This is a genomic window from Streptomyces sp. NPDC059851, from assembly GCF_042732005.1.
Lineage (GTDB): Bacteria > Actinomycetota > Actinomycetes > Streptomycetales > Streptomycetaceae > Streptomyces.
In genome coordinates this window covers 17,960-43,984 of the sequence record NZ_JBHWJJ010000056.1, presented here as the reverse complement: position 1 = coordinate 43,984, position 26,025 = coordinate 17,960, and the positions used below count along the sequence as shown (strand labels likewise).

24 protein-coding genes are annotated in these 26,025 nt (G+C 73.8%); 12 read left to right on the top strand and 12 right to left on the bottom strand.

The genetic code is table 11. The features are described 5' to 3' along the window. Positions 1 to 352: 352 nt before the first annotated feature. The 3 genes from ACFV7Q_RS20440 (at position 353) to ACFV7Q_RS20430 (ending at position 2,267) form a co-directional block, all read left to right on the top strand. Positions 353 to 784, top strand: coding sequence for a hypothetical protein (locus ACFV7Q_RS20440; protein ID WP_385430248.1), 432 nt, complete (start codon positions 353 to 355; stop codon positions 782 to 784). Positions 785 to 1,015: 231 nt separating this feature from the next. Beyond that, the gene (locus ACFV7Q_RS20435) at positions 1,016 to 1,291 is read left to right on the top strand and encodes an isoamylase early set domain-containing protein (protein WP_385430246.1); all 276 of its coding nucleotides are present in this window, start codon (positions 1,016 to 1,018) and stop codon (positions 1,289 to 1,291) included. A gap of 91 nt (positions 1,292 to 1,382) precedes the next feature. Then, a complete protein-coding gene (locus tag ACFV7Q_RS20430) occupies positions 1,383 to 2,267 on the top strand; it encodes an oxygenase MpaB family protein (RefSeq protein WP_385430244.1) in 885 nt (294 codons plus the stop codon). A 64-nt stretch (positions 2,268 to 2,331) separates the two neighbouring features. Here ACFV7Q_RS20430 and ACFV7Q_RS20425 read toward each other — a convergent pair whose 3' ends face one another. Both ACFV7Q_RS20425 and ACFV7Q_RS20420 read right to left on the bottom strand, forming a co-directional pair. Further along, positions 2,332 to 3,930, bottom strand: a complete 1,599-nt coding sequence (locus ACFV7Q_RS20425) for a phytoene desaturase family protein (protein ID WP_385430243.1) — start codon at positions 3,928 to 3,930, stop codon at positions 2,332 to 2,334. After that, positions 3,917 to 4,090 (bottom strand): hypothetical protein, encoded by a 174-nt coding sequence (locus tag ACFV7Q_RS20420; protein ID WP_385430242.1) that lies wholly within the window; start codon positions 4,088 to 4,090, stop codon positions 3,917 to 3,919. The genes ACFV7Q_RS20425 and ACFV7Q_RS20420 overlap by 14 nt, the downstream gene beginning before the upstream one ends. 218 nt (positions 4,091 to 4,308) lie before the next feature. On the opposite strand from ACFV7Q_RS20420, the gene ACFV7Q_RS20415 reads away from it, so the two are divergent. Further along, entirely contained in the window at positions 4,309 to 4,560 is a 252-nt protein-coding gene (locus tag ACFV7Q_RS20415) for a hypothetical protein (protein WP_385430240.1), read from the top strand. A 207-nt stretch (positions 4,561 to 4,767) separates the two neighbouring features. Here the strand turns inward: ACFV7Q_RS20415 and ACFV7Q_RS20410 are convergent, their stop codons facing one another. After that, on the bottom strand, positions 4,768 to 4,992 hold the full coding sequence (locus tag ACFV7Q_RS20410) for a hypothetical protein (protein WP_385430238.1): 225 nt from the start codon (positions 4,990 to 4,992) through the stop codon (positions 4,768 to 4,770). An 88-nt stretch (positions 4,993 to 5,080) separates the two neighbouring features. After that, on the bottom strand, positions 5,081 to 5,473 hold the full coding sequence (locus tag ACFV7Q_RS20405; protein WP_385430236.1) for a helix-turn-helix transcriptional regulator: 393 nt from the start codon (positions 5,471 to 5,473) through the stop codon (positions 5,081 to 5,083). Positions 5,474 to 5,662: 189 nt separating this feature from the next. Here ACFV7Q_RS20405 and ACFV7Q_RS20400 point away from each other — a divergent pair, with 189 nt between their 5' ends. Beyond that, entirely contained in the window at positions 5,663 to 6,586 is a 924-nt protein-coding gene (locus tag ACFV7Q_RS20400) for a SigB/SigF/SigG family RNA polymerase sigma factor (protein WP_385430250.1), read from the top strand. A gap of 17 nt (positions 6,587 to 6,603) precedes the next feature. Here ACFV7Q_RS20400 and ACFV7Q_RS20395 read toward each other — a convergent pair whose 3' ends face one another. Next, entirely contained in the window at positions 6,604 to 7,083 is a 480-nt protein-coding gene (locus ACFV7Q_RS20395; protein ID WP_385430234.1) for an ATP-binding protein, read from the bottom strand. 196 nt (positions 7,084 to 7,279) lie between these two features. Between ACFV7Q_RS20395 and ACFV7Q_RS20390 the strand changes: the two genes are divergently transcribed. Both ACFV7Q_RS20390 and ACFV7Q_RS20385 read left to right on the top strand, forming a co-directional pair. Continuing rightward, a complete protein-coding gene (locus ACFV7Q_RS20390; protein ID WP_385430233.1) occupies positions 7,280 to 8,344 on the top strand; it encodes a mechanosensitive ion channel family protein in 1,065 nt (354 codons plus the stop codon). A 529-nt stretch (positions 8,345 to 8,873) separates the two neighbouring features. Then, positions 8,874 to 9,332: an SRPBCC family protein gene (locus ACFV7Q_RS20385; RefSeq protein ID WP_385430231.1), complete on the top strand. Its 459-nt coding sequence runs from the start codon at positions 8,874 to 8,876 to the stop codon at positions 9,330 to 9,332. Between the two features lie 51 nt (positions 9,333 to 9,383). Here ACFV7Q_RS20385 and ACFV7Q_RS20380 read toward each other — a convergent pair whose 3' ends face one another. The 4 genes from ACFV7Q_RS20380 to ACFV7Q_RS20365 form a co-directional block, all read right to left on the bottom strand. Then, complete coding sequence (locus ACFV7Q_RS20380; RefSeq protein WP_385430229.1) at positions 9,384 to 10,769, bottom strand: M20/M25/M40 family metallo-hydrolase; 1,386 nt, start codon at positions 10,767 to 10,769, stop codon at positions 9,384 to 9,386. A gap of 148 nt (positions 10,770 to 10,917) precedes the next feature. Beyond that, positions 10,918 to 11,253, bottom strand: coding sequence for a hypothetical protein (locus tag ACFV7Q_RS20375; RefSeq protein WP_385430228.1), 336 nt, complete (start codon positions 11,251 to 11,253; stop codon positions 10,918 to 10,920). Between the two features lie 11 nt (positions 11,254 to 11,264). After that, positions 11,265 to 13,001, bottom strand: a complete 1,737-nt coding sequence (ctaD, locus tag ACFV7Q_RS20370) for a cytochrome c oxidase subunit I (protein ID WP_385430226.1) — start codon at positions 12,999 to 13,001, stop codon at positions 11,265 to 11,267. A 268-nt stretch (positions 13,002 to 13,269) separates the two neighbouring features. Further along, positions 13,270 to 13,572 (bottom strand): hypothetical protein, encoded by a 303-nt coding sequence (locus tag ACFV7Q_RS20365; RefSeq protein WP_385430225.1) that lies wholly within the window; start codon positions 13,570 to 13,572, stop codon positions 13,270 to 13,272. 375 nt (positions 13,573 to 13,947) lie between these two features. Here ACFV7Q_RS20365 and ACFV7Q_RS20360 point away from each other — a divergent pair, with 375 nt between their 5' ends. From ACFV7Q_RS20360 to ACFV7Q_RS20350, 3 genes are all read left to right on the top strand, one after another. Further along, positions 13,948 to 15,204 (top strand): peptide ligase PGM1-related protein, encoded by a 1,257-nt coding sequence (locus ACFV7Q_RS20360; RefSeq protein WP_385430223.1) that lies wholly within the window; start codon positions 13,948 to 13,950, stop codon positions 15,202 to 15,204. Positions 15,205 to 15,384: 180 nt separating this feature from the next. Next, positions 15,385 to 16,860, top strand: coding sequence for an aminotransferase class I/II-fold pyridoxal phosphate-dependent enzyme (locus ACFV7Q_RS20355; RefSeq protein ID WP_385430221.1), 1,476 nt, complete (start codon positions 15,385 to 15,387; stop codon positions 16,858 to 16,860). A gap of 477 nt (positions 16,861 to 17,337) precedes the next feature. After that, entirely contained in the window at positions 17,338 to 17,787 is a 450-nt protein-coding gene (locus tag ACFV7Q_RS20350; protein WP_385430219.1) for an SRPBCC family protein, read from the top strand. Positions 17,788 to 17,998: 211 nt separating this feature from the next. Here the strand turns inward: ACFV7Q_RS20350 and ACFV7Q_RS20345 are convergent, their stop codons facing one another. Then, a complete protein-coding gene (locus ACFV7Q_RS20345) occupies positions 17,999 to 19,549 on the bottom strand; it encodes an FAD-dependent oxidoreductase (RefSeq protein WP_385430218.1) in 1,551 nt (516 codons plus the stop codon). A gap of 266 nt (positions 19,550 to 19,815) precedes the next feature. Between ACFV7Q_RS20345 and ACFV7Q_RS20340 the strand changes: the two genes are divergently transcribed. Both ACFV7Q_RS20340 and ACFV7Q_RS20335 read left to right on the top strand, forming a co-directional pair. Continuing rightward, positions 19,816 to 20,718: an SDR family oxidoreductase gene (locus tag ACFV7Q_RS20340; protein ID WP_385430216.1), complete on the top strand. Its 903-nt coding sequence runs from the start codon at positions 19,816 to 19,818 to the stop codon at positions 20,716 to 20,718. A 160-nt stretch (positions 20,719 to 20,878) separates the two neighbouring features. Further along, positions 20,879 to 21,082, top strand: a complete 204-nt coding sequence (locus tag ACFV7Q_RS20335) for a CsbD family protein (protein ID WP_385430215.1) — start codon at positions 20,879 to 20,881, stop codon at positions 21,080 to 21,082. A gap of 96 nt (positions 21,083 to 21,178) precedes the next feature. On the opposite strand, the gene ACFV7Q_RS20330 is transcribed toward ACFV7Q_RS20335, so the two are convergent. Together ACFV7Q_RS20330 and ACFV7Q_RS20325 are read right to left on the bottom strand one after the other, a co-directional pair. Then, positions 21,179 to 22,249, bottom strand: coding sequence for a lactonase family protein (locus ACFV7Q_RS20330; RefSeq protein ID WP_385430213.1), 1,071 nt, complete (start codon positions 22,247 to 22,249; stop codon positions 21,179 to 21,181). A gap of 164 nt (positions 22,250 to 22,413) precedes the next feature. After that, positions 22,414 to 25,881: a BTAD domain-containing putative transcriptional regulator gene (locus tag ACFV7Q_RS20325; RefSeq protein ID WP_385430212.1), complete on the bottom strand. Its 3,468-nt coding sequence runs from the start codon at positions 25,879 to 25,881 to the stop codon at positions 22,414 to 22,416. Between the last annotated feature and the right edge of the window lie 144 nt (positions 25,882 to 26,025).

Genomic DNA, 26,025 nt, shown 5'->3' with positions numbered 1-26,025 from the left:
ACTGTGGGCAGCCCGGCCGGGGCGGGCGCGCCGGGTTAGGCCGGTGGGCGGGGCCGATCAGTCCTCGGGCGGGCCGCCGGTGGCCGCGTCGCCGACCACGTCGACGGCGCCCGGCGCCCGGCGCCCGGCGCCCGGCGCTCGGCGCTCGGTGCGTGCCCCGCGCTGCCCCCGGGGTAGCGTGCCGGCACCGCCCGGGCCGCACGGTCCCGAACCAGAGCACCGTCCCCCTGCTGCGCCCCACGCCTCGGACGGTGCCGGCGCGGGGCGGCCCGTGGCCTTCGGTTCGGCCGCATCTTCGCCAGGATCGGATCGTTGATCTCCAGGTCCTGTCCACGACCGAAGCGAGATCCGTGTGAACAGCCCGCCCGGCCTCTCAGAAGGCTCTTTCGCCGCGTTCCGCCACTTGAAGGAGCGGCGGGACGTCAACACCGTGATCCTCCGCTGTCAGCGGCCGACGGGTGTCCTGGTGCCCGAGGTGGAGGGCAACCTGACCCACGACGAACTCCTTGCGGCCCTCCCGGCGGACGAGCCCCGGCTGGTTGCCCACGAACTGTGCTTCGCCACCCAAGAGGGAACGCGCAGGAACCAGCAGCTGCTGATCTTCTGGGATCCGGTGGGCACCGAGCGGCAGGAGCAGGCGTACGTGGCCGGCTACTCCGCCCTCCGGCCCCTCGTCGAGCGCCCCCCGCTGCACTTCAGGGCCCGGCAGGCGGACGAGCTGGAGTACCGGAAGCTGGTGGCCCTGGCGAACACGGTGGCCGCGCGGCGCCCGGGCGGGCGTTGACCGGGCACCCGGGCCCTCGACCTCGGCCGCCGCGACCGACGCCCCCGCCGTGCCTCGCGCGCGCCGGAGACGCGTTGGGGCGGGGCCGCCCGGCACGGGGCAACGCACGACGGGTGCCCGGCGGCCGGGCGGGTGACGGCCGCCCCTGCCGGCGGCGTGTGCCGGTCCGGGGCGGGAACTGCCGTGCGAGGGTGCATGAACCTCTGTCAGCCCCACCCCTGGAGTCATCCGGTGCTCGAACGCAAGCATCTCAAGGGCCGCACGCAGGTCACCTTCGTCCTCCCCGAGGACACTCCTGAGGGGCCGGTCAGCGTGGTGGGGGACTTCAACCACTGGAACCCCGCCGCGCACCCCCTGCGGGCCCGCGGGGACGGCACCCGCGCCGCCACGGTCGCGCTGCCCGTCCACGGCAGCCACTCCTTCCGTTACCTGGCGGCCGGGGACTACTGGTTCGACGACGAGCACGCCGACGGCCACGACGGCGTCAACAGCCGCCTGCACACCTGACGGCCGCGCGCCACGGGAGCACCGGTCCCGGCGATCCGCATCGTCCGCGGGGCGGCTCCCGACACCGGCCGGTCGGCGCGACACTTGACACGTGAACCGGTCGGGAACGCTGAACCGGCTGCCGCCGCCGACGGCTCGTGACCGCCTCGGCGACGCCCTCTTCCGCCGTGTCGCCGGTGCGGACGGCCCGGAGAACCGGGCCAGGATCCACGGCACCCCCGGGCCGAGGTGGTTCGCTCCCGACGAGCCGATCCGCCGCGTGCACGGCGACGCATCGATGTTCGTCGGCGGACTGAGCGCCCTGCTCCTGCAGTCCCTGCACCCGCGGGCGATGGCTGCGGTGGCCGCCCACTCCGGCTACCGGGGGGACCCCTGGGGCCGCCTCCAGCGCACCAGCACCTTCCTGGCCTTCACCACGTACGGGACCGCCGAGGACGCCCAGCGGGCCGTGGACCGCGTGAGGGCGGTGCACGAGCGCATCCGCGGCCGCACCCCGGACGGGGAGCCGTACTGCGCCGGTGACCCGCACCTGCTCGAATGGGTGCACGTCGCCGAGGTCGACAGCTTCCTGCGGGCCTATCGGCAGTACGGCGTCCGGCCCCTGGACGCGGACGAGTGCGACGCGTACGTCGCCGGGGCGGCCCGTGTCGGGCAGGCCCTGGGGGTCGTCCGCCCGCCCCGCACGACGGCCGAGCTCGACGAGCGGATCGACGGCTACCGGCCGGAGCTCCGCGGAACCGAGGAAGCCCGCGCGGCGGCCCGCTTCATCCTGTTCGAGCCCCCGCTGCCCTGGCCGGCGCGCCTGCCGTACGCCGCACTGGCGGGGGCGGCGGTGGCCCTGCTGCCGCCGTGGGCCAGGGAACCCCTGGGGCTGCCCCTGCTGCCGCGGACCGAGCAGTGGTGCGTACGGCCGGCGGGACTGGCGGTGACCCGCACCATACGCTGGGCGCTGGGCTCGCCGCCTGCCGCCTCCTGACGCGCCTGGCGAGCCGCCTGACGCGCCTGGCGGTCCAGGACCGGCCGGTCACGGCCCGGGCCGTTCAGCGGCTTCGGCGGGGCCGGCGCAGCCGGCGCAGTGGCCGGTGGGCGGAGAGGACGGTCCGGGCGGCGTTGGCTCCGGGCGCACCGTGGACGCCGCCTCCGGGGTGTGCCGCGGCGGAGGCGAGGTAGAGCCCTGCGATGGGGGTGGAGGGCCGCCCGGTGCCCGGGAAGGGGCGGAAGAAGAGCTGCTGGTGCAGGTTCGTGGTGCCTTGGTTGACGGCGCCGCCCACGAGGGCCGGGTTGAGGCGTTCGAGGTCGGGCGGGGCGAGGACCCGGCGGGCGCGGACCGTGGCGGTGAACCCCGGGGCGTACCGTTCGACCTGCGCCTCGATCCTGGCGGCGATGGCTTCCTTCTCCCGTTCGTCCCACCGGCCGGTGATGCCGTCCCCGCCCGCGTCGCCCGCGATGTCCTGCGGGACGTGGGTGTACGCCCACGCGGACTCGGTGCCTTCGGGGGAGCGGCTCGCATCCGCCGTGGTCATCTGCCCGAACACGGTGAACGGGGTGCTCGGTACCTGGTGCATGGCGATCTGCGCGGCGAGGAGGGTCAGCTCGTCGACGCCGTCGGCGAGGTGGACCGTTCCGGCCGTGCGCGGGCCCTCCACGGCCCAGGGGACCGGCCGGGACAAGGCCCAGTCGACCTTGACGGTGGAGAAGTCCCACTGGAACCGCCGCAGGTCGCTCCGTAGGCGGTCGGGCAGCGCTTCCGGGGGCAGGAGCCGCTCGTAGAGCACCGGCGCCGGCATGGCGGCGAGCACCGCTCTCCGCGCCGCGACCACGGTGCCGTCGACCGTACGGACGGCCACGGCTCGCCCGTCCCGCACCAGTACCCCGGTCACCTCCTGCCCGCACTGCAGCACACCTCCCCGGGCCGTGAACCGGCGTACGAGGGCATCGGTCAGGGCCTGCGCGCCGCCGCGGGGCACAGGGAAACCGTAGGTCTGGCCGAGCATGCACATCAGCCAGCCGAACCCGCCGCCGAGCGCCGATTCCGGTGCCAGATCGGCGTGCAGGGCGTTGCCGGCGATCAGTAGGCGCCCACCCGCGCCCGCGAACTCCTCCTCACCGAGCCGCCGGGCCGGCAGGAGCATGGTGCGCGCCACCCGCAGCCCCTCGGACCAGCCCAGCCGGACCGCCAGCTTCCCGCCCGCGCGGGCCGGCGGGAAGGGCGTGAACAGGCACTCCAGCAGATCGCCGCCGATCCGCTGCCACAGCCGGCACAGCCGCAACCAGGCGTCCCCGTCGCCGGGGGCGAACCGCTCCAGCGAGGCCGCCGTCGCCTCCGGTTCGGCGGCGAGGACGGCGCAGCGCCCGTCCGTCAACGGGTGCGCCACGGTGGCGGGCGCGCGGCTCCAGCGCAGCCCGAACTCTTCCAGGTGCAGCTGCTCGATCACCGGCGAGGCCACCGCCAGCGGGTAGAAGGCGCTGAACAGGTCGTGGACGTACGCCGGGTCCAGGCCGCGGTCGCTGCGGACCGCGCCGCCCGGTACGGTGCGGGCCTCCAGCACGACGACCTGCCAGCCGGCATCGGCCAACACGTTGGCCGCGACCAGCCCGTTCGGACCGGCGCCGATGACCACCGCGTCAGGACCGGCCACGACCGGCGTCCCCGCGCCCGCGGGCCGGGCGCGCCACCAGCGGGCGGTGCCGCGGCTCGGCGCCGCCCGCCCCGGCTTCCGGCTCGATCCGTTCCGGTGCCTCGTGGACGCGGCCCGCGCTTCCCCGGTCGCACGGCACCAGCCGGTGCTGCACTGCCATGGGTGCCTCCCTGCCTCCGTCGCCTCAGCCGCGATGACCCTCCCTGCGGACCCGGCGCCTACCCGGCCGGTGAGCACCTCACGCCCGGCGATCGCGCCGGTCGCCGGACGTCCGGGCGTGCGGCGCGGACGCCACGCAGGTGTGCCCGGCACGACCGCGGTCGCGGACGCCGGCGGTGCCTCCGCATCCGGGCCACCGGTGACCTGAGCGTCGTAGGTGTGCACCGCGGTCTCCTGGAGCCGGTGCCGGGCGACGCCACCGGAGTTCTGCGGCGACCGCGACGTCCCCACCTTGTCCATCACCGTGCCCCGCCAACCGGACGGGGTCGGGTCGTCGTCGGCGCCTCCGTCCGGGCCACGGCCAGTGAGCTGGTCCTCTTCGTCTACGACCGCATACGGGCGGCCTCCGTGTGGATCGGCGGGGACGCAGGGCTGCTCGACCTCCTCCGCGCCCGGGACCCCGAGGAGTAGGACGGCGCACGGCGCGCGGTCGCGCGGTGTGATGATCGGCGCTCGGGCGGCTACCCCGGCCAGCGAACTTTGGCGGCCGACCACCCCACATCCGCCGGCGCGCCTGCGCGTTCGCGGCGGGGCAGGTCGGGGGGTCGGCGCTGCGGGCGACCCTCGTGGGCCGCAGACCCGGTCCATCACGGCAGCCGGCAGGGCCGGTGCGCGGGGCTAGGTCCAGGTGTCGGGGCCGCCGCCGGTCCAGACGATCACAGGATCGTTCCGGTCGATGAGCGCTCCGGGGTCGTCGAGGCCGGCGCGGCGGGCGAACTCGAGGACGTCGGCGAGGCTGTGTGCGGTGCCGAGTGGCGTGTCGGTGCCGTGGGCGTGCGCAGTGACGGGCCTGCCGCCTTTGGCGGTGACGGGGTGGATGGTGATGTGCGGGGTGTCGGGCATGCCCCCAGGCTCACCGGGCCCAGCGCTCCCCGCATCCCGAACGCACGGGTCCCGGCCGGGCCCGCAGCCGACCCCGTACACGGTGCCGTCAGGCAGAACTCTCGGCCGCCGGGACGTCGTCGGCCCGACGGCCGGGCCTGTCGTGCGTCTCCCCAGCGGCAGCCGCCGTCGGGGCGGTCAGCGGGCCGACGAGATAGGCCAGCAGGCCGGCGATCTCGCGGTCGGCCTCCGCCGGGTGGCGGAAACGGGCGCCGGGTGCGATGACGTAGCGGTTGCGCCGGCCGTCCCGGGTCCGCGTGAGGTACCCGTCGGCCTCCAGGTCCGTGACGATCGCCTGCACGGTGCGCTCGGTCAGGTCGCAGTTCGCCGCGATGTCGCGCAGCCGGATCCCGGGGTCCCGCGCGATGGCGATCAGGACCCGGGCGTGGTTCGTCAGGAAGGTCCAGCGGCTCCGACGGGGACCCGTGTGCTCGTTCTCCACGTTCGCATTCTTGAGTGGGGACTCGCGAAAAGCAAATCCAGAACTGTTTTTCCGGTATCCCTTGACGTGTGTCCGTAGCCCCGGCAGGGTGCAGGGGAGCGGAAGCGGGCTTCCGCTTGAGTGAGACCACCCAGCATTCGCGCACGCACCGCAAGCACCCGTGCCCAAGGAGCGAAGACGATGACCCTCATGGCCACGGTCGAGGCCGCGACCCGGACGACGACCACCTCGACGACGACCAACACCCCCACCGACGGCGGAGGGGGCGCACCCGCGCTCCGCGGGCTGCCGGAGGTGTCCTGCCCGAGCGAACTGTCCACCTCCGAGGCCCGGCACCTGACCCGCGTGTTCTTCGAAAGGCTGCGGAGCCTCGAAGAGGGCACCCGGGAGTACCAGTACGTACGCAACACGTTGATCGAGATGAACATCTCACTGGTGCGCTTCGCCGCCCGCCCGTTCCGGGACCGCCCCGGCGGCCCGGAGAACGAGGACATCCTCCAGGTCGGCATCATCGGCCTGATCAAGGCCATCGACCGCTACGACCCCGCGCGTGACACGCAGTTCACGACGCTGGCCCTGCCCTACATCACGGGCGAGATCAAACGCCACTTCCGGGACACCGCCTGGGCCGTGCGGGTCCCGCGCCGCCTGCAGGAGCTGCGCACGCGACTGGCGAAGGCCGCGGAGGAGCTGACCGCCGTACTGGGCCACGAGCCCACACCTGCGGAACTCGCAGCACACCTGGACCTGACCGAGGACGAGGTCCGCGACGGCCTGGTCGCCGCCAACGGCTATTCCGCCCAATCCCTCGACGCGCCCCAGGAGTCCCCCGCCCCCGGTACGCAGGCGCCCGCTCCCGGGCGGGCCCCGCGCACCTTCGCCGACAGCGTGGGCGACGTCGACCCCGCCCTGGAGGCGGTCGAGAACTGGCACGCCCTGGCGCCCCTCCTGGCAGACCTGGACGAGCGCTGCACGCGCATCCTCCAACTGCGCTTCGGCGAGGAAATGACCCAGGCGGCGATCGGCGCGGAGATCGGCCTCTCCCAGATGCACGTGTCCCGCCTGCTCGCCCGCACACTGGGAGCCCTGCGCCGCGAACTGCTGCACGGCTGACCCGCCACCCCGAGGGGTCAACCGCGCCGGGGCAGGCCGGTCCGCATGCGCTCGGCGTCGATCTCGGCCCACACCACCTTGCCGTGCTCGTGGGCATCGGCGCCCCAGCGGTCCGCGAGCCGGCGCACGACGTGCAGGCCGTGCCCGCCCGGGACACCCGGGCGCGGCGCGGGCAGCAGCCGCGGGAGGTCGCCGACACCGTCGCGCACCTCGACGCGGAACGCCTTCCCGGCCGCGAGCCGGAGCTCGTGGCAGCCGTCGGCGTGCAGGTTGGCGTTGGAGAGGAGTTCGGACACCACCAGGAGCGCGTCCTCGGCGGTGTCATGACCGTCCCACCCCCACTCCGCCAGGACCTCCCGGGCGAACTCCCGCCCGCGGGCCACCTGTCGCCGGACGCCGCGGAGCGCGAGCCGCCGGTCCTGGCGGCGGTCACGGCGGGAGTCCGGCGTCCGCCCCTGCGGTTCGGGCTCACCGGCGTCCGGTCCGCTGGTCTGCACTGCGCCCCCGCCCGTCGTCGGCCCCGGCCCCGGCACGTCCCGTCAGAGCCGCCCGGGCGTCGTTTTCCGCCTCGACTGTACTGCCTCCGCGGTGCCCGAGAGGGTGACGGGACACCTCCGCCGACCCCGGTTCGCCCGCGCGGGGCCGACACGTGCCGGAACCCGTTTCCCCGACCCACCCCTTCTCCGAGGAGTCATGAACAGTCCCCTCCGACTGCTGGCCGTCATGGGCGGCTCGATCCTGCTCAGCCTCGCCGCGGGCTGGCTCATCGACCTGCTGCTGCGGCGCGCGGACGCCCGACACCCCGAGACACCGCTCTGGAACATGCTGCGGCGCTGCGGCCCGTCGGTACGGATCCTCCTGCTCGCTGCGATACTGCGCGGGACGTACCGGCAGATCGCGTGGCAGCCGCTGCGGGACCACGACAGCGCCGTGGACCGGGTCCTGACGCTCGTGCTGATCGGGGCGGGCGCGTGGTTCGTCGTCCGCGTCACCTCCGCTGCGGTGGAATCGTCGTACGCCCGCTACGCGGTGGGCGCCCGCGACCCCTCCCGCGTCCGGCGGGTCCGCACCCAGGTGACCCTCATCATGAAGATCGTCACCGCTGTCGTCGCCGTGCTCGCCGCGGCCGCGATGCTGCTCACCTTCCCGGCCTTCCGGGCCGTCGGCACCTCCGTACTCGCTTCGGCCGGCATCCTCGGCATCGTGGCCGGTGTGGCCGCGCAGTCCACCCTCGGCAACCTCTTCGCCGGGTTCCAGATCGCGTTCGGTGACATGGTCCGCATCGGAGACACGGTCGTCGTCGCCGGCGAGTGGGGCGTGGTGGAGGACGTGACGCTCACCTTCCTGGCCGTGCGCACCTGGGACGAGCGCCGGATCACCATGCCCGTCTCGTACTTCACCGGGCGGCCCTTCGAGAACTGGTCGCGCGGCGGCGTCCAGATGACCGGCACGGTGTTCCTCCACTGCGACCACACCACCCCCGTCGCGCTGATGCGCGAGAAGTTGAAGGAGATCCTGGACGGTTGCGACGCGTGGGACGGCCGCGGCTGGGACCTCGCGGTCACCGACACCACCGCCAGCACGATCGTGGTGCGGGCGATCGTCACCGCCAAGGACCCGGACGACTTGTGGACCGCCCGCTGCACGGTGCGTGAACAGCTGGTCGCTTGGCTGGCGGAGAAGCACCCGTACGCGCTGCCGCGGGTCGCCACCTCCACGGCCACCCCCGGACCGCGAGAGGACGGCCCTGCACCTTGACCGGCGGGCAGTTGCGGCGGCATCCGCCCGCTGCGGGGAAGCTTCCCGCGGCCCGTGGGGCCGGCCCCCGCCCGCTCACGGCGGGCCCCCGGCGGCGCAGCCGGCGGAGGAGGCCGTGCCCGTCGCGCCCGCAAGGACGACCGCGACCGCCCCCGAGTGTCCGGCACGACGGCCGCGGCGGCGTGTAGGAGTGCACCGGGCGGGCAGAGGCACGCCATGAGCAGCCGCGGCCGCCGACACCGCACGGGCGCAGCCCCCTCGGAGGGCCGGCTCCGGGGTGCCCGCCCGGGCGGTGCCCGTACCGGCGTGGCGCCGCCCATGTCGGGGCGGCCAGGAGCTCGCCGCAGACCCGGCGGTCCTCCGGAAGCTGCGGGCCCACCCGCCCCGGCCCGGGACACCCCGCCGGGGCCGGTTCTGCGCGGCGTCCGGGGGACGGGCGACTGCCTGCCGCCGTCCGTGGCCCCGACTCCACCGCATCCCGGCGACCGGATCGGCATCGACGCCTCCGCCCTGGGGGAGGAGACCCACCATGGCCGTACGACACCAACTGATCCACGCGGCTCCGCACCGGGTGTGGAGCGTGCTCTCCGACGGTTCGCGATATGCGGACTGGGTGGTCGGCACCAGCGAGTCGCACGTGACCCGGGGCCCGTGGCCCCAGCTCGGGTCGACCCTGGACTACACCGTCCGCGTCGGACCGTGGACCGCTTCGGGCACCACCGTCGTCCGACGGGTGAACGCTCCCGACGCACTGGAACTCGAAGTCGACAGCGGCCCGCTCGGGACGGCCCGGGTGGCGATCGAGATCCGCTCCTGGGGCGAGGAGTCCCTGGTCATCGTCGACGAGCACCCCCTCCAGGGGGTCGGCGGCGCCCTGCACAACGTCGCGCTCGACGTCCTGATCCAGCTCCGCCACCGCACCATGCTCAAGAGGCTCGCGGACGTGGTGGAAGAGTCCCCCCGGGAACGGTCCACCCCCTTCGGCTGACACGCGCACCGGACCGCCGCGAACGCAGCCGCCCTGCGCCCGCTGCCAGGATCACCGCGGGCGCAGGCACCCCGGCAGCTCCGCGAGGAATCCGGTGATCACTTCCACGCCGATGCGGAGGGCTTCGAGCGACGCCCGCTCGTCGGGACCGTGCCAGCGGTCGCCCGGCAGACCGGTTCCGAAGAACAGGACGGGGGCGTCGCACGCGCGCGCCAGCTGAGCCGCCGGGGCGGCGCCGCCGTTGCCGATCGCACGGGCGGGGGAGCCGTAGGCGCGGCTGACGGACCGGACGAGGGCGGCCAGCGCCGGGTCGTCGGACGGGGTCTCGTACGGGTCCGAGATGGTCGAGGACACGTCGAGGCGGTACTCGTACCCCTCCAGGCGGTGCTGTCCCAACCACGCGCGCAGTTGGTCGGCCACCTGATCGGCCCGCTGGTCGGGAACCAGTCGTAGCAACACGTCGGCGCCGGCCTCGGCGGGAATGACTCCCAGGGCCGGGGTGTCGGTGCGGCCGGCGGTGACGCGGGCGACCTCGGCGGAGGGCCGCGTCCACAGGCGCTCGGGCACGCTGTACCCGGGTTCACCGTCGGCCGTGAAGGTGCCCGTGTCGGTGAGCCAGGTGCGGGTGTCGAAGGGCAGCGCGGCGAGGGAGGCGCGGCGCGCTGGACGGCTTTCGGCCACCGCCTCGTAGAACCCGGGCAGGGTGATCCGCCCGCCCCCGTCATGCAGGTGGGCGAGCAATCGGCAGAGCTCCGAGGCCGCGTTGGCGGCGGCGCCCGAGACGGCACCGCTGTGGATGGCCCGGCGGGCGCCACGCACGGTGAGCGTGGCGGTGACCGACCCGCGGACCGCGGTGCAGACGCTCGCGTGGTCCAAGGACCACAGCATCGTGTCGGAGACCATGACCACGTCGGCCGCGAGCTGCCCGGCGTGCTCCGCGAGGAGGTCGGCCAGATGCACCGAGCCGATCTCCTCCTCTCCCTCGATCAGGAATTTGACGGTGACGGCCGGAGCGGACAGGCCGCTGTGCGCCAGGTGTGCCCGCAGCGCCCACAGGTGGCACATGACCTGCCCCTTGGCGTCGGAAACACCCCTCCCGTACAGGCGGCCGTCCCGCAGGACGGGGGTGAAAGGTGGGCCCAGCCGCCATTCGGCGGGGTCGGCGGCGTGGACGTCGTGGTGGCTGTACACCAGCAGCACGGGTGCGGCCGGATCGGCGGCCGGCAGGCAGCCGTAGACCGCCGGCAGGCCCGCCGTCCGCCACACCTCCGCCTGCGGGAACCCCAGCCGACGGAAGGCGTCCACGAGCCACTGCGCCGAGCGGCGCACGTCGGAGGCGCGGGCGGGGTCGGACGACACGGAGGGAACGGCCGCCCACTCCGCGAGGACCTCCGGCTCCGGCCCGCGGCCCAACCGGTCGAAGCTGTCGCCGCTCATGGTGGGGCGCTTGCCCGGCGGCGGCATCCTCAACCCCGCCGCACCCCGGGAACGAGGTGCAGTGCGATGCGCACGTGGCGTCGCCGTGCGGCAGCCGGAGAGCCGCGGAGCGCGGGACGGTTCGGGCCAGTGCCCCGCGGCCGTGCGGTCAGCGCAGGGCCGTGATGCCGGCTGAGGCTCCTGCGACCGCAACGACTGCCGCGAGGGCCACGGCGACGGTGCGGCGGCGCAGCACGGCGTACCGGTGGCCGTATTCGGCGCGGAGTTCGTGGGCGCGGTCGATCACCGCTCGGAGCATCTGCTTGCGGAGGGCGAGGTGGTGGTCGGCGAATCGGCGGGCGACCTCGTCCTGTTCGTGGGGGCCGAGCCAGGAGAGGCGGCGGGCGAACGCCTCGCCCGCCGTCGCGGCTTCCTGCAGCGCGGTTTGGCTCATCAAGTAGGCCTCCAGTCGGGCGAGGCCGTCCGCGGTCTCCTTCCGGTCCATGGGCGCGCCGCCTACCGTTCGGCCGGGCCCCGGCCGGTACCGGGGGTCTTGCGGGCGCCGGGTTGGTCGATGGCATCGCGCTCGCCTTCGTCGCCGGTCCGCTCCAGCGCCGCGATTTCCGGGTAGTGGAGGTCGAAGGCGGGGGATTCGGAGCGTACGCGGGGGAGGGTGACGAAGTTGTGCCGCGGCGGAGGGCAGGAGGTGGCCCATTCCAGGGAGCGCCCGAATCCCCAGGGGTCGTCGACCTCGACACGGGGCGCGGTCTTGGCGGTCTTCCACACGTTGTAGAAGAACGGCAGCGTCGACAGGCCGAGGAGGAAGGCGCCGATGCTGGAGACGGTGTTGAGTGCGGTGAAACCGTCGGCGGCCAGGTAGTCGGCGTACCGGCGCGGCATGCCTTCGGCACCGAGCCAGTGCTGGACGAGGAAGGTCCCGTGGAAGCCGGTGAACAGCGTCCAGAAGTGGATCTTGCCGAGGCGTTCGTCGAGCATGGTGCCGGTCATCTTGGGCCACCAGAAGTAGAAGCCGGCGAACATGGCGAAGACGACGGTGCCGAAGACGACGTAGTGGAAGTGGGCGACGACGAAGTAGGTGTCGGTGACCTGGAAGTCCATTGGCGGCGACGCGAGGATGATGCCGGTCAGCCCGCCGAACAAGAACGTCACGAGGAAGCCGATGGACCAGAGCATGGGTGTCTCGAACGAGAGGGAGCCCTTCCACATGGTGCCGATCCAGTTGAAGAACTTCACCCCCGTGGGGACGGCGATGAGGAACGTCATGAAGGAGAAGAAGGGCAGGAGCACGGCCCCGGTGGCGAACATGTGGTGGGCCCACACCGTCACCGACAGCCCGGCGATGGCGATCGTCGCGGCGACGAGGCCGATGTAGCCGAAGATCGGCTTGCGGGAGAACACGGGCAGGATCTCGGTGATGATCCCGAAGAACGGCAGGGCGATGATGTACACCTCGGGATGACCGAAGAACCAGAACAGGTGCTGCCACAGCAGGGGGCCACCATTGGCCGGGTCGAAGACGTGGGAGCCGAACTTCCGGTCGGACTCCAGCACCAGCAGCGCCGCGGCCAGCACGGGGAACGCGAACAGCACCAGCACCGAGGTCAGCAGCACGTTCCAGGTGAAGATCGGCATCCGGAACATGGTGATCCCGGGCCCCCGCATGCAGATGATCGTCGTGGCGAAGTTCACCGCTCCCAGGATCGTGCCGAAACCACCCATCACCAGCCCCATGATCCACATGTCGGAGCCGATGCCGGGGCTGCGTTCCACGTCGCTGAGCGGCGTGTATGCCGTCCAGCCGAAGTCCGCGCCGCCCTGCGGGGTGAGGAGCCCGGCGAAGGCGATGATGCCGCCGAAGAGGAACAGCCAGTACGACAGCATGTTCAGCCGGGGGAAGGCGACGTCCGGCGCCCCGATCTGCAGCGGCATGATCGCATTGGCGAAGCCGGCGAAGGTCGGCGTGGCGAAGAGCAGCAGCATGATCGTGCCGTGCAGGGTGAACGCCTGGTTGTACTGCTCGTTGGAGAGGATCTGGGTCCCCGGCCGGGCCAACTCGGCCCGGATCGCCAGCGCCATCAGCCCTCCCGCCAGGAAGAAGACGAACGAGGTGATCAGGTACAGGTGTCCGATCTTCTTGTGGTCGGTGGTGGACAGCCAGGTCACCACGACTTGTCCCGGCGTTCGCCCTGGCGCAGGGACGGGAGCGACCGGTTCGGTCGATGTCATTGCCATGCGGATTCCCTCGCGCGGAAGTGACGGTGAGCAGTGGCCCCTTCGCTCACCGCCCTCTGTCTACGCCCATCCGTGCCGCGCCGCCGGGCGTGGCGAAGGCGCGTACGGGTGAAGGACGCCGAGGGCTGACCCTCCTGGCACCGGCATTAGACGCAGCCGGCATCCGGCCCGAGACTCCGGCAGGCGACGCCGGACCCCGGCAGGCGACGCCGGACCCCGGCACGCGACGCCGGACCCCGGTCCCCCCGGCGCCGGCGCGGGAACCGATTCAGGCGCCCAGGTGAGCGATCACGGATTCGAGCCGTGCCGCCAGCGCTTCGAGGTCCTGCTCCGCCGGTGGCCCGGACGGCAGGGCATCGGCGAGGTCCCGGCCCGAGACGACCTCGATGGCTCCGCCATAGCGCGGCGACGACAGCGAGGACGTCGCGACGACGTGAGTGCGCCCCTCCAGCAGCACCAGGGAGCGGTCCCGGCCGGTCGGCTCCAACAGCGCGCGGACCTGGGCCGCGGTGACGCCGACGGCCGACTGCTCCCACCCGCCTCCGCCGCCCGGGCGCTTGCGCACGCTCATCTGCTTTCCTCTCCGGTCCTCTCCGGCAGGCCTCCCGGTGACTGCCGGACGCCCGCTGCCACCGCGACTGCCGTGGCAGTCCGTGTGCCCGGGCGCCTTCCCGAGCGTGCGGGGCTCAACCCGATCACCGCGCGACGCTTCGACGGTGCTCCCGGGCCCCCCTTCAGGCCGGCGGACGCCGGTCGGAGTGAAGGCCGGGCCGAGGGGTAGTCGCGTGGCAGAAACGGACGGAAGCGAGTCCACCGGGTTCACCCCCACGTGCTCTTGTTCGTGGCCGGACGGGGTGCCTCGCCTGCCGGGTGGCGCGGCTTCGGCAGTGTGGGGCGGCTCGGGCCGCCGTGCCGTGCGGCCCCCTCCTCGGGAGGAGCGCAGCTCTTGATCGTCTATGCGAACCTCGTCTCCGACCTCGCGGTGGACCTGGCCCAGCGTCACGTGCTGAGGGCGTGGGCCGAGCTGGCGCCGCGGGAAGTGTGGGTGCTGCGCCCCGGCGACGTACTGGTGAGCCCGGTGCCCGTCGGTGAGGCGTTCTTGCGGTACGCCTGCGGCCTGACCGGGGTCCCCCCGGAATCGGTGGCGGTGGTCGTTTTGGCACGGGCCTTCGAGACGGTGAGCGGATGCGCCGCGCTGCCGGAAGTGGTCCGAGCCGTGCGGAAGGCGTCCGAAGGCCGTGACGCGGGCGCGGTGCTGCCCACCGCGCTGGACGCTCCGGCGGTGGCGCTCGCGCGGGGGCTCGGGGTGCCGGTGGCGCCGTACCCCTCTGCGGAGGCGGCGGAAGCGGCGCTGGGGATCACCAGGTCGCTCAACACCAAAGCGGTCTTCCGGAACACGGCGGCCGGACTGGGAATGCGGCTTCCGGACGGTCGTGTCTGCCGCCGCGAAGGGCTGGCGGACGCCATGGGGGAGCTGCTGCGCGTGCACGAGCAGGTGGTGGTCAAACCCGACAGGTCCGCAGGGGGCCACGGCCTGCGCTTCCTCTCGGCGGCGGCCGGGGCCGCGTCCTTGGAGGACCTCCCGGCGGTGGGAGGTGCGGAGGGCTTGTGGGTCGTCGAGGAGCGCGTCGACGTGGCACGTGCGGTGAGCATCCAGATGGTGACCGGGCCGGCGGGGCCGCGGCCGGTGTTCAGCGGTGAGATGCGGACCCTCGGGGGCACCTTCGCGGGCTATCTGTCGCCGTTGCCGGCCCCGTTGCAGGAGAACGGGCCGACGCTGGAGAGGTGGGGCATGGCCCTGGGCCGTCACCTGGCCGCGCACGGGTACGCCGGACCCTTCAGCCTCGACGCGATGGTGTCGGCCGGTGGTGAGCTCTTCGCCGGCGAGAGCAACGTCCGGCGCACCGCCACCACCACCCCGTACGCCATGGTGGCGCGACTCGCCGCCAACGCCGGGGCCTCCGCGGCGGCCTGGGCGACCGGCACGGTGCGGACGCCGCGCCGGTACGGTTTCGACGAGGCCGTGGACCGGTTGTGCGCCGAGCGGATCGCCTACGACCCGGCCCGGGGAGAAGGAGTCGTCCTCTACGCCGACGTCCCCCCGGACGGTCTGACCTGGCGCTACACGGTGATCGCCGACAGCCACGCCTCCGTGGCCCGGTACGAGGGACTGCTGCGTGCCTCGTGGGCCCCCGTCCCCTGATGCGTCCCGGCCCGAGTGGGAGGCCGATGACGCCGCGTTCCCGACGGCTGACGAAGGCGGCCGCGTTTCCGCAGGCGGTTCGCGGCAACACGTCGGGAAAGCCCGATCAGCCGTTGCGGCGCCTCGGCGCCCGGCGCTTGACGCCCAAGCCGACCGACGGCGCCATGAGAGGAGCGATCGATGGACCAGTCACGTGCCCCGGTACTGGAGGCCTTGGAGCAGTTCCGCCGACGGAACGACGTGGTGTACGGGCCGCCCGGGCACAAGCAGGGCCGGGGTGCGGACCCTCGGGTGGCCCAAACCGTGGGCATCGACGTGTTCCGTTCCGACGTGCTCGTGCTCAACGGGCTCGATGACCGGCGACAGTCCCGGGGGGTGCTCGACCAGGCACAGCAGCTGATGGCCGAGGCGGTCGGCGCCGAGCACGCGTTCTTCTCCACCTGCGGCAGCTCCCTGTCCGTCAAGACGGCCATGCTGGCCGTCGCCGGGCCCGGCGAGAAACTCCTCCTGTCCCGCAACGCCCACAAGTCCGTGATCGCGGGGGTCATCATCAACGGCGTCGAGCCGATCTGGGTGCACCCGAAGTTCGATGCGGAGCGACACCTCGCCCACCCGCCCGAGCCGGACGACGTACGCCGTCGTCTCGAGGAACACCCCGACGCCAAGGGCATGCTCCTCGTCACCCCCACCGAATGGGGAACCTGCGCGGACGTCCGGGGGGTGGCCCGGACCTGCCACGACTTCGACGTCCCGCTCATCGTCGACGAGGCGTGGGGCGCCCACCTGCCCTTCCATCCGGACCTGCCGCCGTGGGGCATGGACCACGAGGCGGACCTGGTCGTCGCGAGCGTCCACAAGATGGGCGGCGCGATCGAGCAGAGCTCGGTCTTCCACCTCCAGTACGACCGGGTCTCGCCCGAGGTGCTCAAGCAGCGGGAGGACCTGCTGGCCACCACCAGTGCCTCCACCCTCGTCTACGCCACACTGGACGGCTGGCGCCGCCAGATGGCCGAACACGGCCGCGAACTGCTGGACGCGGCGCTGCGCCGCGCGCAACGCATCCGCGCCGCGATCGACGACATGCCCGGCTTGCGGCTGATGGACCGCCAGGTCGTGCGGTCCGGGCTGGCCGCCGACCTCGACCTGCTGAAGATCGTGGTCGACGTACGGGAGTTGGGCGTCAGCGGAATGCAGGCAGCCGAATGGCTGCGCACCCACCGGCACGTCGACCTCGGCGGCTCGGACAGCTGCCGCATGAGCGTCTCCATCACGCACGCCGACGACGCCGAGACGGAGGAGCGGCTGGTGACGGCCTTGCGCGCCCTCGTCGAAGGGGCCGACTCCATGGAGTCACAGCCGCCGGTGGACCTCCCCGCTCCTCCGGCGTTGGAGCTGGAGCAGGCACTGCTGCCGCGGGAGGCGTTCTTCGCCCCTGCCGAGCACGTTCCGGCGGAGCGGGCCGCAGGTCGGATCTCCGCGGAGCTGATCAGCCCCTATCCACCGGGCGTGCCCGTGATAGCGCCCGGCGAGGTGATCACCGACGAGGTGCTGGACTACCTGCGCAGCGGCGTCGAGCACGGCGTACTGATCCCCGACGCGGCCGACTCCTCCGTCCGCACCCTGCGCGTCGTCGCGGGAGGCGGCGCGAAGGCATAGCGCGGCGCTCGCGAGCGGTGCCCCGACGGCGGTACCGAGGCGGTCGGGCGAGCAGGTTCACGACGCGCGGACACGGCCGGGAAGCGACCGCGGCGAGGGCGGCGACAGCGGTGACCGGGACGACCGTCACGTGGGCGAGTTGACGGGGGGTCAGGCCGCAGAGCGGCGACCCAGTGCACCTCCACCAGGTCCCTGCGCGGCTCAAGGGCGTGCTCAGGGGCGTGACGAGCCGCAGGCCGCAACGCGGCGGCGGGCGCCGGCCGGATGCCCAGCTGCGCGGCCCGGGCGGTGGGCGCCCCGTGCGGCACGGTGCGGCGTGCTGCGCAGGCCGTTGTGCACGCCGTAGCGCCAGCCGGCGGAATCGGGCGTCGCGTGTGCATGGGAGGGGGATGCCCGGGCAGGCGCGAGCGGAGGGGGCGGTTGCGCTGCCGCCGCTGTGCGCGGCCGCCCGCGATCATCGGAGCAAGGAGGTCTGTTGTGTCGCATGTCAAGGAATCCATCGCCGTGGACGTACCGGTTCGGACCGCGTACGACCAGTGGACGCAGTTCGAGTCGTTCCCCCAGTTCATGGACGGGGTGGAGCGGATCGATCAGCGCACGGACACCCTGACGCACTGGGTGACGAAGATCGCCGGCGTGGAACGGGAGTTCGATGCGGAGATCACCGAGCAGGTGCCTGACGAAAAGGTTGCGTGGGTGACGATCGGTGGCCAGACGGAGCAGTCGGGTGTGGTGACCTTCGAGCCGATCGACCCTTCGCACACGCGGGTCACTCTGATGATGGACTTCGACCCCGAGGGGATGGCTGAGACCATCGGTGACAAGCTCGGCTTCGTCGACCGGCAGGTCAAGGGCGATCTGAAGCGGTTCAAGCACTTCATCGAAGAGCGCGGCATGCCGACGGGTCAGTGGCGGGGCGAGGTCTGACACCGGTCGGCTCCGGCTTCCGCTGCCCTGCCGCGGGTGGTCGCCCGCGGCGGGGCGAGGCGGAAGGCGGATGCTGGGCCGCGGCCTGCCCGTCGGGAGGCCCGGCCGGGCCCTCGCCCAGCCGCTGTCCGTCGCCCAGGCGCTCGGGCCCGCGGCAGGGGGCCGTTCGGGGGACGGCCCAGCCCTACGCGAGCCCTACGCTGTAGCCGCTCTAGCCGAAGGAATCGGGATCCTTCGGTTCCAGTCCCTCCAGGGCGGGGCCCTGGAGAACGCTGCCGTCGACCGTGAACCGCGAGCCGTGGCAGGGACACTCCCAGGTCCGCTCCGCATTGTTGAAGGCGACGAGACACCCCATGTGGGTGCATACGGCAGAGACGGCGTGCAGCCGGCCGGCGTCATCGCGGTGGACCGCGTACGGGTGCCCGCCCGACCGGACCACGGTCCCCTCCCCGGGCACCAGATCGGCCACGGAGCCGCGGGTGCCGTCGCCCAGGGTCCGCAGCCGGTCCTGCACGGCGTGCCTCCCCGCGTCCCACTGCGCCTTGAGGAAAGCCGCCGCCTCGCGCACGACCGGGCCGATCCGGCCCGGATCGTAGAGGCCCGCCCATGGCTCGGGCGAGCCTTCGATGAGGGAGGTGAGCAGCCGGCCGGCGAGTACTCCGCCCGTCATGCCCCAGCCGCCGAAGCCGGTGGCCACGTACACCCGCTCGCCCGCGGCCGGCAGCGGGCCGATCAACGGGACGGTGTCGGTCGAGGCGTTGTCCTGGGCGGCCCACCGGTGGGTGATCACGAGATCGGGGAACCTCTCCTGCGCCCAGGCCGCCAACCGCCGGTAGCGGACGGTGATGTCCTCGTCCGAGCCGGGGGTGAAGGCCTCACCTGACACGATCAGCAGTCTTCCACTGGACTCGTGCGTGGCCGTGCGCACCGAGCGGGTGCCGCCCTCGCGGGTGATGTACATGCCCCCCGGGTCGGCCTCCCCGGGCACCACGCCCGCGATGACGAGGTCGCGGTGCTGGGTGAGCCGGGTGGCCAGCAGCGCATGGTCGAACAGCGGGTGGTGGGTGGCCACCACCACGGTGTCCGCCGTGACGGTCGCTCCGGAGGCAGTGGTCAGGTGGTGGGGTGCACCGCGGCCGAGACCGGTGACCCTCGTGTGCTCGAAGATGCGGCCCCCGCGTGCGGTCAGGTCGGACGCGAGGCCCCCCAGGTACTGCAGGGGGTGGAACTGCGCCTGGTCGAGGGCTTTCACCGCGCCGGCCACCGGATAGGGAAGGCCCGTTTCCGTCACGAACGATGCGTCGAGGCCGGCCGCCCGAGCGGCCTCGGCCTCGGCACGCAGGTCCGCGACGCCGTCCTCGTCCTCACAGTAGGTGAACGCGGGCCGGTCTTCGAGGCCGCAGTCGATCCCCAGCGCGACGACCGTCTCCCGCACGTGCGTGAGGGCAGCGCTGTGGGACCGCGCGTACTGCGCCGCGGCTTCCTCGCCGTGGGAGCCGCGCAGTTTCCCGTAGACCGCCGAGTGCAGTGCGGTGAGCTTGCCCGTCGTGTGCCCGGTGACGCCCGACGCGGACCGTCGTGCTTCGAGCACGATGACGTCGCGGCCGGCGCGGGCCAGTTCCCAGGCGGTGCTCAGCCCGGCGATGCCGCTGCCGATGACGGCGACGTCCGCCTCCACCCGCCCGTCGAGGGCGGGGCGCGGCGGCAGCGGCGCCGTCTTCATCCAGTACGGGGCCCATTCCACAGCGGTGTCATCACTCATGTGCGGCGGCTGCCCGGAAGCGGCGGCCGCAATCGCCTGCGGCGGCCCCCGTCACCGGCGGGCGGTGGCCCCCGGAACGGGGCCGGGCCGCCGACGCCCGCGCCCGTCCGTTTCCGCCGCCGGAACGGGGTAGGAGCCGGAAACAGGAGCACCAGTGAGCCACAACCCGGTGCATCGGTGGCCGCGGCGACCCGGCGGGAGGTGGAATGCGGATGCGGTCCATACGATCCATGCGGTCCATGAGGCCGGTGCGGTCGATGCGGTCGATGCGGTCCAGAAGTCCGCTGCACGGCAGGGTGGCCGTGGTCACCGGGGCGGCGCGGGGGCTGGGTGCCGCCCTGGCGGGGGAGCTCGTGCGTCGCGGGGCGCGGACGGCCCTGGTGGGGCACGAACGGGAGGTGCTCGACCGGGTCGCGGCACGACTCGGCCCCCTCACCGCGTACTGGGAGGCCGACGTCACCGACGAAGCCGCCATGATGCTCGTCGCCGACGAGATCACCGCGCGTTTCGGCCCGCCCTCCGTCGTCATCGCCAACGCCGGTATCGCCGAGGCGGGACTCTTCGCCACCTCCGATTTCGCGACCTGGCGGCGGGTGATCGACGTCAACCTGACCGGCAGCGCTACGACGGCGCGCGTGTTCCTGCCCGCGCTGCGGCAAACTCACGGGTACTTGCTGCAGGTGGCCTCCCTGGCGTCCTTCAGCACGGCTCCGATGATGAGCGCCTACTGCGCCTCCAAAGCGGGCGTCGAGGCATTCGCCCACGCGTTGCGGGCCGAGGTGGCGCACCACGGGGTGGACGTCGGGATCGCGTACATCAACTGGACCGACACCGACATGGTCGAGGGCGCCGACCGGCAGCCGGCGCTGCGGGAACTCCGCGCGCACATGCCCGCCCCGGCACGCCGCATCCACCCGGTCGGCCCCGTGGCCCGTCGGCTGGTGACGGGGGTCGAACGGCGGTCCCCCGCCGTGTACGTACCGTCCTGGCTGCGGGCGGTGCAGCTCGCGCGGGTTGGGTTGCCGCCCCTGGTGACGCGCGTGGCCCGCCGCGAACTCCCAGGGCTGGAGGCCGGGGAGGACCTGCGGTCCACGGGCCTGCTGGGAGCGGGAGGCCGGGCCGACGCCGACGCGACGTCCTGGCGCCCGGACGACCGTGCCACGCCCTGAGGGCCGGCGCGGCGGGCCGGGTGCGGTGGAGTCCCGGTGCGACGGACCTCTCCGCGGATGCCCCTCCCTCCGCGCCCGGGCTCCCCGCCTCGGCGCGCGAAGCCGTCCGATCTCGCATAGTTTGTGGGCGTAAGCGCGTTCTTCCAGGAGGAGACTCTTCATGGCTGAGAAGGCCAAGGGCAAGATGGCGCAGGCCAAGGGCAAGGCAAAGGAAGCCGCCGGCAAAGTGACCGGCAACGAGCGGATGGAAGCCGAAGGCAAGATGGACCAGGTCGAAGGCAAGGTGCGCGAGACCGCGGGCAAGGCCGAGGAGCAGGCCCGCGGAGTCGCGGACTCGGCGCGCAGCCGCCGCAAGAAGCCCTGACCCGGTCGCACCCCCGGCCCTCGACGTCCACCGCGTCGGGGGCCGGCGCTTGCGTGGCCCTCCGGGATGCCGAGTGGCCGACCGTCCAGTGCGGCGTCAGGCGAGTACGACGCAGGCGGCGGCCGGGACGTCCACATGGCCGGAGCGCTGCAGCCGGCCGGTCAGCGGGTCCGCCTCGAACCACGTGACGTTGCCCGACCACTCGTTGGAGACGTAGAGGCGGGCACCGGACGGGTCGACCACCAGGTCCCGCGGCCAGTTGCCCCCGCACGCCGTGGTGTCCGTGAGCCGCGGCTCCTCGGGGCCGTCCGCCAACGACAGCGTGACGATGAGGTCGGTGCCGCGCACGGCCACCCAGAGGAACCGCCCGTCGCGGGAGACCACCCCCACCGAGGGGTACTCGCGTACCTCGTCGGGCGCGCCCGGCGAGCCCAGCGGCACCTCGCCGACGGGCGTCAGCCGCCCGGCGGCCGGATCCCACCGGCAGACGGTCAGCTGCGGCACGAGCTCGTGCACGACGTAGCCGACGCCACCGTCCGGGTGGAAGACGAGCTGCCGCGGTCCGCTCCCCGCCCGCAGGGCCGTTTCGGTGTGGACGCGCAGCGCGCCGGTCCCCGCGTCGAGCGAGCAGACGCGTACGGAGTCGGTGCCGAGGTCGACGCTCAGCACCCAGCGCCCGGACGGGTCGGGCAGGACCTGGTGGGCGTGGGGCCCGCTCTGCCGGTCCGGGTCGGGGCCGGAGCCCCGGTGGGCGAGGACGGAGGGTGAGTGGGCCGGGCTGCCGTCGTTCGCGAGGGGCAGGCTGCTCACACTGCCGGAGGCGTAATGGGCGGTCAGCAGCCGGTTGCCCGTCAGGCACAGATGGGTCGGTCCGCGGCCGCCGACCGGGACGGGCCGGCCGAGCAGGGCGAGGCCGCCGGCCGTGGGCCGGTACGCCACCGCGAGGCCGTCGTCGCAGTCGCTCACCGCGTACAGCACCCGCCCGTCGGGGGCGAGTGCCAGGCAGGACGGGTTGTCGAAGCCGTTGACCGCCGCGAACGGGGTCAGCGTCCCGGTGTCGTGGTCCACGTCCGCGACGACGATGCCAGGACCGCCACCCGTCGTGAAGGAACCGATGTAGGCGCGCCGTCCGCTGCCGTGGTGCGTGGTGTTCGAGCCGCCGTCCACGGGTGCCCTTCCGTCGTCCCTCTGCGTACGAACAGGAAGGTAACAGGACGTTTCGGGTGTGATGGTCAGCCTCCCGGCGTGTTCGGCGGGCGGCGTGCCGGACCACGAACGGTGAACGGCCCCGCTCCGTGCCGTCCCCGGGAGGGGGACGGGCCGGGGCGGGATCACCCGGTGCGGGCCTGCTCGGCGTGGAGGGCGGCGGTGATGCGGTCGACGTCGCCGCGTTCGGCGGGTGGCAGCGGCGCCCCGACGGAGGCACGCAGCCGGGCGGCGTCCGCCAGGAGACGCGCTGCGCGGCCCGGCCGACCCGCACGGACGTGGGCCCCCGCCAAACCTTCGAAGGCGAGGGCGACGGCGCGCGGGTCGTTCGTCCTGCGGGCCGCGGCCAGGCCCTCCCGGTGCAGCGCGAGGGCAGCAGCAGCGTCCCCGCGCTGTTCGGCGGCGAAGCCGAGTTCGGCGAGTACCAGTGCGGTGCCGGTGGCCGTCGCGAGCTTCCGGTTCCACTCCAGCCACGGACGGAGGCGGGTCTCGGCCTCCTCCGGTCGGCCCTGGCGGCGGGCGCTCAGCGCCAGGCCGACCTCTGCGATCTCCTGCGCCGGCCGGTCGCCCTGTTCGACGGCCAGTTGCCGTGCCTGCCGGTGCAGGAGGTCCGCGAGGCGATAGTCCTGGCGGAGCAGGGCGATCCTGCCCAGTGCGGCACGCCGTACGGACGCCTCCGTCCACAACCCGAGGTCCTCGGATATCTGCAAGCCCTCGGCGTGCCGGGCCCCGGCCGTCGCGTAGTCGCCCGCGGCTTCGGCCAGCCGGCCCAGGACGGCTCCTGCCTGCAGCTGCCCCCACCGGTCGCCGGTCCTCCGGAACAGCCGCAGTCCTTCTTCCCCGTCGCCCCGGGCAGCGGCCAGCTCGCCGCGCACGGAGCGCTGGACGGCCCGTACGGTCAAGGCGGCGGCCACGCCCCAGTCGTCGTCCAGGGCCCGGAACTCCTCCAGCGCCGCGTGCACCAGGTCCTCGCCGGCCTCCATGGCGCTGAAGAGGGTGGTGGCATGGCCGAGGAACCACAGGGAACGGGCCCGCTCCGCCCGGTTCCCGCTCCCGTATCCCTCGGGCCGCACGGACCGCACGGACGACACGGACCGCTCGCGCCCTTCTGGTCCTGGGGGCCCTCCGCCACCGGGGGGCCGGTCGGTCGGCGCGGTCCGGGTGGCGTCGTCGGCCGGGCGGTTGCCGCAGACGGGGGCCGGCGCGCCCGACAGCAGGTCCAACGCGCGCTGCCGGGCGGCGAGGAGGTAACCGTCCGGGTCGGCGTCGGTGCCGGGCGGCCACGGCAGGGCGAGTGCCGCAGCCGTCGCCCTGCCGGCCTCGCCCAGCCGCCCGCGCAGGAACCAGTACCACGTCAGCGCGCCCGCCAGCCGCCGTGCCAGTCGGGCGTCGCCGGCCGTCAGCGCCCAGTCCAGGGCGCAGCGGAAGTTGGCCGTCTCGGCATCCAGGACCTCCAGCCACCGCTCCTGTTCCGGGCCGCGCAGCGAGGGGTCGGCCTCCTCCGCCAGACGCGTGTAGTGCTGCGCGTGGGCACGGCGCAGTTCTTCGTACTCCGTGGGCCCGGTGCCCGCATCGGACCCGGAGCCGTGGGTCGGGCGTTCCTCCATCCGCTCCACGCAGTAGGCGGTCACCGACTCCAGCAGGCGGTAGCGGGGCGGGCCGGCCCCGTCGACCTGGGCGACGACCAGGTTGCGGTCCACCAGACGGGCCAGCAGGTCCAGCACCTCGCCCCGTTTCACTCCGGCGGTCGGGCACAGCGCTTCCGCCGCTTCCAGGGTGCAGCCGTCGGCGTGGACGGCCAGGCGGCGCAGTACGATCCGCTCGGCCGCGGTCAGCAGGTCCCAGCTCCAGTCGATCACGGACCTGAGGGTCTGCTGCCGGCGCGGGGCGTCCCGAGGGCCGCCGGTCAGCAAGCCGAAGCGGTCGTCGAGCCGTTCGGCCATCCCGGTGAGGCCGAGGGTGCGCACCCGGGTGGACGCCAGCTCCAGGGCGAGTGGGATGCCGTCCGTGCGGCGGCACACGGCCGCCACCGCCGCGGCATCGCTCTCGCGGAGCGTGAAGCCGGGGGAGGCCTCGGCCGCGCGGGCCTCGAACAGCCGGACCGCGTCGCTCCGCAGCACCTCGGCCGCGGTCGCCCGAGGGCCCGGCAACGCCAACGGTCCGACCGGCCACCGCTGTTCGCCACTCAGGGCCAGGGGTTCACGGCTGGTGGCGAGGACCCGCAACCCGGGTGCGGCGCTGAGCAGCCCCCGGGTGAGGAAGGCGGCCTCCTCCACGACGTGCTCGCAGTTGTCGAGGACGAGCACGAGTCGGCGGTGGCTCAGGGCCTCGGCCAGCCGGCGTGCCGGAGCCCCTCGGCGTCCGGCCGGCAGGGACCACTCCGACTGCTGAGCGGCCTCCGCCTCGCGCGGGCCGAGGTGGTGGGGCGACGCGTCGCGTACGCCGAGGGCAGCGGCGACCACCTCGGCCAGAAGGTCCACGGCTCCCGGCCCGTCCGCCTCCGCAGGCCTGGCGTGCCCGGCCAGTTCGACCAGCAACACGCCGTCGGGCTGATCGTCCACGAGTCCGCGCGCCACCTCCAGGGCGAGCCGGGTCTTGCCCACTCCACCCGCCCCCGTCAAGGTCACCAGCCGGGTGACGGCCAGCAGCGCCCTGACGTCCGCCACGTCCCCGTCGCGGCCGACCAAGCCGGAGAGCGGGGCAGCGGGCAGGTTCGTACGCCGCGGTGGTACGGCGTGCACGTCCGCCCGCGGCGGCGTCGCGCGTACGTCGGCCCGGGTCGCGACCGGCGCCGGGCCGGAGGACGGCAGCCCGGTCCGTTCCGGCTCCGGCAGGTCCGGGAGCTGCGCGAGCCCCGGGGTCCGCCGCAGGACCTGCTGGTGCAGCCGGGCAAGTTCGTGACCGGGCTCGATGCCCAGCTCCTCGGCGAGCCGCCCGCGTACGTCCTGGTAGACCTCCAGCGCCTCGTCGACCCGGCCGGCTCCGTACAGGGCCCGCATCTGCACCGCGCGCAGCCGCTCGCGCAACGGGTGCGCACGGGCAGCATCCGCGACGTCGCTGGCGGCCTCGCCGAAATCACCCAACTGCACCCGCGTCCCGGCGAGTTCCTCCACCACCAGGAGCCGCTGCTCCTCCAGGCCGGCCGCGGCGGCTGCGGCGAACGGCTCGTCGGCGAAGTCCGCCAAGGCCGGCCCGCGCCACAGGCCCAGCCCCTCGGCGTACAGAGCGGCCCGCTGCCGCAGATCGTCCTGCAGGCGGGCGCGGTCCGCGAGGGCGGCGAACCGGCCGGCGTCCACGGTGCCGGGGTCCAGGGGGAGGGCATAGCCCGGCGGTCGGCGCAGCACCGCTTCCTCACCGCCGGCTGCGGCGAGGGCCCTGCGGAGCCGGGACACCAGCGTGTGGAGGGAGTTCACCGGGCGGGCCGGGACGCTCCGACCCGCCCACAGGTCCTCCACCAGCCGCTCCGCCGACACCACTTCCCCGGAGGCCACCAGCAGCCGCGCCAGGAGCGCGCGGACCTTCGCCTCGGGCACCGCCACCGGGTGGCCGTCGGCCGTCCACACGACCAGGGGGCCGAGTACACCGAAACGCATCCGACCAGCCTAGGCGACACGGTTCCGCAGGACCGCTCCTCCCGGCCCTGCCGGCCGAGTTGAAGGACGTCCGCAAGGAAACCGAAGGAGAACGACCCGAGCGCACGGGTACCGCAGGAGTTCCGCAAGTCCGCTCGCGCACCG

Bases quoted from the DNA above. Each gene is read 5' to 3' on its own strand.
- ACFV7Q_RS20420 (WP_385430242.1), bottom strand. From the start codon at position 4,090: ATGGCAGTGCAGCACCGGCTGGTGCCGTGCGACCGGGGAAGCGCGGGC.
- ACFV7Q_RS20410 (WP_385430238.1), bottom strand. From the start codon at position 4,992: ATGCCCGACACCCCGCACATCACCATCCACCCCGTCACCGCCAAAGGC.
- ACFV7Q_RS20400 (WP_385430250.1), top strand. From the start codon at position 5,663: ATGGCCACGGTCGAGGCCGCGACCCGGACGACGACCACCTCGACGACG.
- ACFV7Q_RS20390 (WP_385430233.1), top strand. From the start codon at position 7,280: ATGAACAGTCCCCTCCGACTGCTGGCCGTCATGGGCGGCTCGATCCTG.
- ACFV7Q_RS20385 (WP_385430231.1), top strand. From the start codon at position 8,874: ATGGCCGTACGACACCAACTGATCCACGCGGCTCCGCACCGGGTGTGG.
- ACFV7Q_RS20380 (WP_385430229.1), bottom strand. From the start codon at position 10,769: ATGAGCGGCGACAGCTTCGACCGGTTGGGCCGCGGGCCGGAGCCGGAG.
- ACFV7Q_RS20375 (WP_385430228.1), bottom strand. From the start codon at position 11,253: ATGGACCGGAAGGAGACCGCGGACGGCCTCGCCCGACTGGAGGCCTAC.
- ctaD (WP_385430226.1), bottom strand. From the start codon at position 13,001: ATGGCAATGACATCGACCGAACCGGTCGCTCCCGTCCCTGCGCCAGGG.
- ACFV7Q_RS20365 (WP_385430225.1), bottom strand. From the start codon at position 13,572: ATGAGCGTGCGCAAGCGCCCGGGCGGCGGAGGCGGGTGGGAGCAGTCG.
- ACFV7Q_RS20355 (WP_385430221.1), top strand. From the start codon at position 15,385: ATGGACCAGTCACGTGCCCCGGTACTGGAGGCCTTGGAGCAGTTCCGC.
- ACFV7Q_RS20345 (WP_385430218.1), bottom strand. From the start codon at position 19,549: ATGAGTGATGACACCGCTGTGGAATGGGCCCCGTACTGGATGAAGACG.
- ACFV7Q_RS20340 (WP_385430216.1), top strand. From the start codon at position 19,816: ATGCGGTCCAGAAGTCCGCTGCACGGCAGGGTGGCCGTGGTCACCGGG.
- ACFV7Q_RS20335 (WP_385430215.1), top strand. From the start codon at position 20,879: ATGGCTGAGAAGGCCAAGGGCAAGATGGCGCAGGCCAAGGGCAAGGCA.
- ACFV7Q_RS20325 (WP_385430212.1), bottom strand. From the start codon at position 25,881: ATGCGTTTCGGTGTACTCGGCCCCCTGGTCGTGTGGACGGCCGACGGC.